Origin of the sequence: Candidatus Bartonella washoeensis Sb944nv (genome assembly GCF_000278135.1) — a bacterium.
Taxonomy (GTDB): Bacteria; Pseudomonadota; Alphaproteobacteria; order Rhizobiales; family Rhizobiaceae; genus Bartonella; species Bartonella washoeensis.
This window is the reverse complement of the sequence record NZ_JH725024.1, coordinates 389923-396900: the sequence shown is the minus strand read 5'-3', so window position 1 is coordinate 396900 and position 6978 is coordinate 389923. Positions and strand designations below refer to the sequence as shown.

The following is a 6978-nucleotide window of genomic DNA, read 5'->3' as shown; positions in this document are numbered from 1 at the left end:
TCCTTGGTAGAGCGGATTTGCGCGGCTCTGAACATTTAGTCCGCCATTTCCTCCCACATCAATCTCTTCGTAGATGGGTTCTCCATTTTCCACTGAGCCAACTCCTTGGTAGAGCGGATTTGCGCGGCTCTGAACATTTAGTCCGCCATTTCCTCCCACATCAATCTCTTCGTAGATGGGTTCTCCATTTTCTACCGAGCCAGCTCCTTGGTAGAGGGGATTTTTGAGCGTGTAATATCCTTCCTCATGCTCCTCTAGATCCTGCAGATCCGTTACTAAATAGGGGTCTACTAGTCTTCGCGGATTTGGCCCACCACGTGGTGCTGCATAGGGATTTTCTGGTGGGTTTTGCGGTGCATAGGGATTTTCTGGTGGGGTTTGTGGTGCGTAGATCGTTTCTGGTGGTTGTTGTGGTGCGTAGATCGTTTCTCCTAATGGTTGTTTTTTGGGTTTATTCACCGTTGCATAGAGGGGTTCTAGATTAATACCTCCTTGTCCAGTTTGTCCATCCTGTTGTTTGGCTTGCATCGAAGGCTTTTTAGAAGGAGATTTTGGATTTATTTTCATGCCCGTTTCCTTTCACTATTTTTTAGAAAACCTCTTTGGCGCATCCCTCATCTTTGCTGCTCTCATCGCTTTACTCCAAAGGAGGATGTCCATTTGAAGGGTCTTCAAAAATCCTCCGCTATTTGTAGTTATCGTAATCAATGTTTATGACTTTTATACAGCTTTTTTATGAAATTTTATCAATAAGTTATATAAAACTATGAGAAGCTATTTTGATCGATGTTTTCTGTAATATTATGTAACATTTCTTGGTGCAATTCATACAAAATGATTTGCTCCAAGAAATCAGATGAAAAGTCAAAGTCCTTTCGTGTTTAGCCGGTAAGAGCCAGCGATGAGATGGGACTGGCTTTGAGGGTGCGCATCTGACAATGTGCTTCTTTGGTGTGTTCCACGATTTTAGCAATTTCTTTGGCTTTGCTTTCTGATACACCAAGCAGGTAAGAAAGTCTTGTGGGATCGTTTTCTTGTATGGCTTTATGCTCTTCTGATGATAAACGATTTTGTAATTGGCGTTTGTAAACATGCAATTTTTGTCGCAGTGCAGGAGAATGAGACAAGACTTCCCTTTGTTGTTCTGGTGAGAGAGAAAAAAGATTTTGCAAATCTCTCGCCGGTTGCTCAACAGAATGGCTCAAGCGATTTTGTTCTCGTTGGTGTTTCTCGATGACTTCATCTTTTGTTTGTTGTATTGTTGTCGCACAATTTTTAAGGGTTTCCCCCAGTTGTGAAATATACTCTTTGGCGCGTCTACGATCGGGACTTGTTATGCCAAGTATTTTCCTACCCGCAAGCTTACAAATCGATTCAGGGTTTTGGGCGATTTGATCGGCGAAATGTCTTCCAAATTCTGGATCTGTAATAATCATATCCATCTTGGTGTTTAAGACTCGCGCGTTGCCATAAACAAGCTTTGACAAATGCTCAATTGCATTTCCGTACATTTCAACAAAGAAGTCGTTTTTAACTTTTTCTAACAATTCTTCATGCGTGAGAGGCGCTAATATTTCTCTTGGGATTAGCGGTTCTTTCAGATTTTGAACATTGCTTTTCTGGAAGGAGAGAAGGGTGCCGTTCTGTAATGTTTTTACTTGCTCTGGGGAGAGATCATCTTTGTGACCAACGACAAAAACATCATCCACCTCCATAACAAAACCTTCTGCGCTCATTCCTCTAAAGATACCGTCATAGGTCACACCCTCTTTCGCTGCGACAACGACACGATTGTTAATTTCGTTAAGCCCAGCGTTTCGCATCTGGGAGATAAATTCTTTTAATAGAAAAGATTTTTGCGGATGGGTGATGTCCTCAAAAAGATCTTTCATCGGTTGCGAATTGCCGTTTTGCATTGCTTCAATACTGGCTTTAGTTAAGCGTTCTTTTGTGATAAAACAAAAGTCAATCTTATGACCTGCTGCTTGTCCAAGCTTTTCCATAAACATCCGCTGTACACGTCCATTGCCTGTTCTGAAAGGGTGTATATGGTCAAGAGCTATAAATACTTCAGCAGCTTCTACAGCAAATTCTTGGCGCGATAAACCTTGTAGATTATTTTTTGCGGTAAGCATTCGTTCTAATTGTTTAAGCTCTCTTTGAATTTGTGAACCGATAGCAAAAGGAACCGCATGGCCTTTTGCACGCATCGCTGGCATACGGGCTGTGGTGCCATCTGCAAATTTAAAAATTTGATCACGGGTTTGTCCAGCCCATTCAAAACTCTGATGGAAGAAGCTCCAGTGAATTGTTTTCAGGTAGTCGGCATTAAACTTTTGTGGCGGTGGTTCATGGCGAAAATTCACGGCCGCTCTAGCTGCATCATGGGCACTGCGCTCATACAATCTTTGTGGGTCTTTGATGCCGTATTTATTTTTTAGTGTTGTGCTATTTTTATACAGATAATTATGCTCTAACATGGAGATATCCTTAGAAGATAGAGTGGTTTATCAGAGTGTTAAACTCTTCGTGTAAAAAGTCCCCCTTTGCGTATTCTTTTGAGATTTCAAGAATTTTAGTAGGAAGGGTTACCCTCAAAATCATGCGTGCTGATGGCTGATTTAACCTTTTGGTGACGGTTTTGTAATTCTTTTGGTATAAGAGACGCAAAATGGTTCATTTGGATTGTTTTTATGCACATTTCTTTTTTGAATGTGTTTTGCGTTCTTTTCGCGTGTGCTTTTGCAAAGCCTCTTTGGTGTATTTTCCACCATTGTTTATTATTTTCACAAATGGAAATGTTTTCTCGCGTTTTGCTTTTGAGAAAATTGTATTTAATAGCCCCTTGGTGGCTGTTAAAAATATGAACGGGAGGGGTATGATCGTCATGGAACGCTTGATTGCTTTGGGGATTTTTACAAAGAGTGCTAGAGCGCGTCAGTAAACGTATAAAAGCAGCCATCAAGGATTTTTTTCCAGCATATTTCTGGGGGGCAGTCATGCGCAAACTCCTTATCTCGTGGGCTTTTGTGAAATAAGAACCGATGCTTTTACCTTTTATGCTGTTGTTCATGTTTGGATATGCATACGTATAAAGAGGTATTTTTCAGTTTTTCTTTGCTTGTGGGGCAAAACGGTTTTTTTCAGCAGCCGCTAACATTTCTTTTCTTCTAAAATAGATCGCACGACCACATCGTAAAGGGGGATGCCCTTGCATAAGGATGATTTGTTCATCTTGGCGCATTTCTTGAATAATTTCGTGGGGTAAAATCAACGCTCTTTGTTGATAGTTGATATTTTGAGAGCCTTTTGTCAAAGATAAGCCTCTCGATTTACTTATTCCAGTCACTTCAACGGTCATTTGACCACAGCGCTCTGAAATGTCTTTGGCTGTTTGGAGATCTTTAATAGCAGCATAACTCACAAATGAGCAGCTTTCAAACCATGAACGCGCTCCTGCTTCTCCAAAGTGATTGACCAACTGACCAGAGGATTGATAAAAAAGCATGAGAGATGTACCGTATTTACGGCCACGGTCGCGCGCTTCTTCTAAAATATTCATATAACCAAGAAGATCAACTTCATCCAAGACAAACAAAACACGCTTTTTATATTTCCCGTCAGCTGTAACCATTGCATTTAAAAAGGCTCCAATAATCACCCGTCCAATTGCTGGATAGCTGTTCAAAATGCTTGCAGGAAGATTGAGGAAAACATCCGTATTTCCGTTTGCGATATCTGATGATGCAAAATCATTACCACAAACAAGATCTGCGTAATTTGACAAAGACAGCCACTGGGTATCTTTTGATGCAGTTGTATAAACTCCTGAAAAAGTTTGGTCTGCCATTTCTGTGAAAATACCAACCATTTCACGAATAAAAGGAGAAGGTGTTGTTTCTTGAATCATGCGCAGTTGATTGACAACAGCGGTTTCTGACTGAGAGAGGATGCCGCGCAATGTTTTTAAATTGCGCTCATAGTCTTCATATTCATTGGAAAATATGACATGGGCAAGAAGAGCGGTTAAAAGATTATGTGCTTGTGTCGAAAAATATTCTGCCGAAGAGTTATCTGATTTTTTATCCGTGAGAAGCAGTTTGGAAAAACTCACAATATTGGCTTCACGTTGTGCGCGTGGGATGTTTTCGTCTAAAAGCCAATCGAGCACATTAAAATTTTTTGTTAAGACTGAATTGGGATCGAGAACAATAACATTTCTATTGCCCATTTTTTTACGCGCAAATCTGACCATTGGCGCAATTTCTGTTGAAGGATCAAGGCAAACAATGGGACCTTGATATGTTAGACATGTCGGAACTACAGTACTTGTTGTTTTATATCCACCAGAACCGGCAAAAAAGATCATGTGGGTTGAACCAAAATCAAGATTAAAGGTGAGCAAAGGTGCTTTGCCACCTTTCCCCCATGTTGTTTTATTGCCAGGCGCAAAGGGAATATTGCGCACATTATCTTGATCAACGCGGTATCTTTCGCCAACAACAATTTGACCATTAGCGGGGAAAATTTTTGCTGCTTCTTTTAAATTCATCCATGCAGCGTCACCAAAAACTCCTTTTTTTGAACGCTTTATATTGTTTTTGCGTGGAGAGGCTGTCATGAATTGGATTGCTAAAATAAAAAGGCCAATGATGACGCCAAAGACAACCATAGGGTCCAAGAATTTTAGAGCATAACTCCACGTTATCCCTTGTTGGCCAACATAGGGATTTAAGCGTTTTATTTCACTGCCAATATAGTAAAGAGCTGTCATCGCAAAAAAAACAGCTGAAACAAATGTGATTGCTTTGCGTAGATGTAGTTTTTGCGATAGGTTATAAAACAATGACACAGCAGCAACCAGTATCAGCACTAAGAGTGGTTGTGAACGAACATACCAATAGAAGTGATTTGCCTTTAGGTCATTTATCACAAACAATAACAAATGGGGGACAAGGAATATCGATAATGCACCTAAAGCGATTGGCATTAAAATAATCACAAGTTGCGTTTTTGTGTATTTCATCATGTCTTACTTTCAGTTTTTGCGGACAGTTTTATCGGGATATATTGTAAAACGGTATTTTAAAAATCGATGACTAAGCACTTTACGTCTCCATTTTTCATGGGAAGGAGAGTGTCAAAATACTCCTCTCCACTGAGGTTCAAAGGAAGATATCAGTTTTCACAGTTTTTAGCTGGCCATCGCGAGCGCATTGGAGCGATTTTGGCTGCGTATGTGGAAATTCTCATGTGCTTTTTTGGCTTTCTTAACAGTGTCGCTAATTTCTCGTGCTTTGTGGTCTGACACACCAATACTTTTCGCGAGTGTTGCATAATCATTTTTTTTGATCGCATTATACTCGTTTGATGAGAGACGCTGCTCGACATTGTATACAAGAGTTTGGAGTTCTTTGTATAACTGAGGACTTTGAGACAAGACTTCTCTTTGTTTTTCTGGTGATAAGAAAAAGAGATTTTGCAAGTTTCGACTCGGCCTCTCTACCGCTTTGCTGCGGCGTTCTTTTTCGATTTGATGTTCTTTAGTGACTGTATGACGCGCATAAAGTGTAGCTTCTGTACAATTTATAATTGCACTACCGAGCTGCTTCAAAAGTTTTTCCGCATTTGTACGCGTTTGACTTTTAAAAAAAAGAAAATCGGTACCTACAAGAGGAGAAAACCAGCCAGGATGGTTTTGAATCCGATCGGCAAGATTTTTGCCTGAGTCTGGATTTTTAAATATCTCTTCTATATATCTGTCTAATACTTGTGGGCGGTCGTAAATAAGTTTTGACAAATGCTGAACTTTGCGTATAGCCGCTTCGACACGGGGATTTTTCGCAACCCTGTCGGAAAATTCACTTTCTGTTAGAGGTGCTAATGTTTCTTTGGGAATGAGTATTTTTTCAAATTCTTCGTTTTTTGGAGCTGTAAAGGTAATTATATCACCGGGTTTTAATGTTTTTATTTGTTCTGGTGGGAGATGCTTTTTATCGCAGACGATGTAAATTTCTTGCGTATCGACCACAAAACTATCAGAATTATCAAATTGATAGGTGCCTAAGTAAGTTACACCTTCTTTTGCAACCATAAAATTACGTTCATTAATATCGTGCTCAAGTTGTTTCATGTTGTACATGAAATCCTGTAAAAGCAATGTTTTGTCTATATTGGAGATATCTTCAAATATATGTTGCATAGGCTCTGGGTTGCCATGTTGTAGTGCCTCACTATAGGCAGTCATCATGCGCTTTGTTGGTACGAGTGAAAAGTGAAGCCGATGCATTCCTGCCGCTCTGGCGAGGCGTTCAAAAAAGAATTCTGCTACCTGTTCATTGCCATCTATAAATGGATGTATACGTTTGAGAGAGATAAACAATTCTACTGCTTCAGCGTTAAATTCTTCGCGCGTTAAGCCTTGCAAATTGTTTTTTTCGGCAAGCATTTGCTCGAATTTTGCTAATTTTTCGAGGATTTCCTCATTGTGTGCAAAAGCAATGCCCCATTCTTCTCTTTTCACTTCTGGCATGGCAGCAGTGCTACCATCTTCAAACGTGAACGGAACAGTGCGCATCTGTCCAGCCCATTCAAATGTATTTTCAAAAAACTGACGATGGATGTGGCATATATAGCCGGAATCAAAAAATTCTGGCAGCGGTTCTTTACGCAAGACCTTTTTTGCCTCTTCTATATCATACGAACATTTTTCCATAAAGAGTTTTAAATCTTTTTCTCCATATTTATTTTTGAGTATATTGGTACCAGGATAGACATAATGATGGGGTGAGGGGATTCCTTTTGTTTTTGACTTTGCTTTTGGCATCATGATCTCCTTATAATATCAACATTCATAGGGGGATTAAGTTTTTTGTGTGAAGTGTCCTTTTTTGCTTATTCTCCTAAAATATAAGTTGTTTTAAATGAGGCTTTTTTCTTTCAAGTTTGGAGATGTTGAGTGCTTTGCATGAGCTTCTT

General features: G+C 39.8%; 4 protein-coding genes and 1 pseudogene. All 5 read right to left on the bottom strand.

Annotated features, from left to right (window positions below):
* Window positions 1–567, bottom strand: a pseudogene (locus MCQ_RS06355) (hypothetical protein); the annotation flags it as partial.
* A 314-nt stretch (window positions 568–881) separates the two neighbouring features.
* The gene (locus MCQ_RS06350) at window positions 882–2480 is read right to left on the bottom strand and encodes a BID domain-containing T4SS effector (RefSeq protein WP_006924263.1); all 1599 of its coding nucleotides are present in this window, start codon (window positions 2478–2480) and stop codon (window positions 882–884) included.
* A gap of 95 nt (window positions 2481–2575) precedes the next feature.
* Window positions 2576–2965 carry a hypothetical protein gene (locus MCQ_RS06345; RefSeq protein WP_245256382.1) on the bottom strand — a complete coding sequence of 130 codons (390 nt, stop codon included), beginning with the start codon at window positions 2963–2965 and terminating at the stop codon, window positions 2576–2578.
* A gap of 141 nt (window positions 2966–3106) precedes the next feature.
* Entirely contained in the window at window positions 3107–5026 is a 1920-nt protein-coding gene (gene traG / locus MCQ_RS06340; protein ID WP_006924261.1) for a Ti-type conjugative transfer system protein TraG, read from the bottom strand.
* Between the two features lie 168 nt (window positions 5027–5194).
* Complete coding sequence (locus MCQ_RS06335) at window positions 5195–6826, bottom strand: BID domain-containing T4SS effector (RefSeq protein ID WP_006924259.1); 1632 nt, start codon at window positions 6824–6826, stop codon at window positions 5195–5197.
* Window positions 6827–6978: the final 152 nt, after the last annotated feature.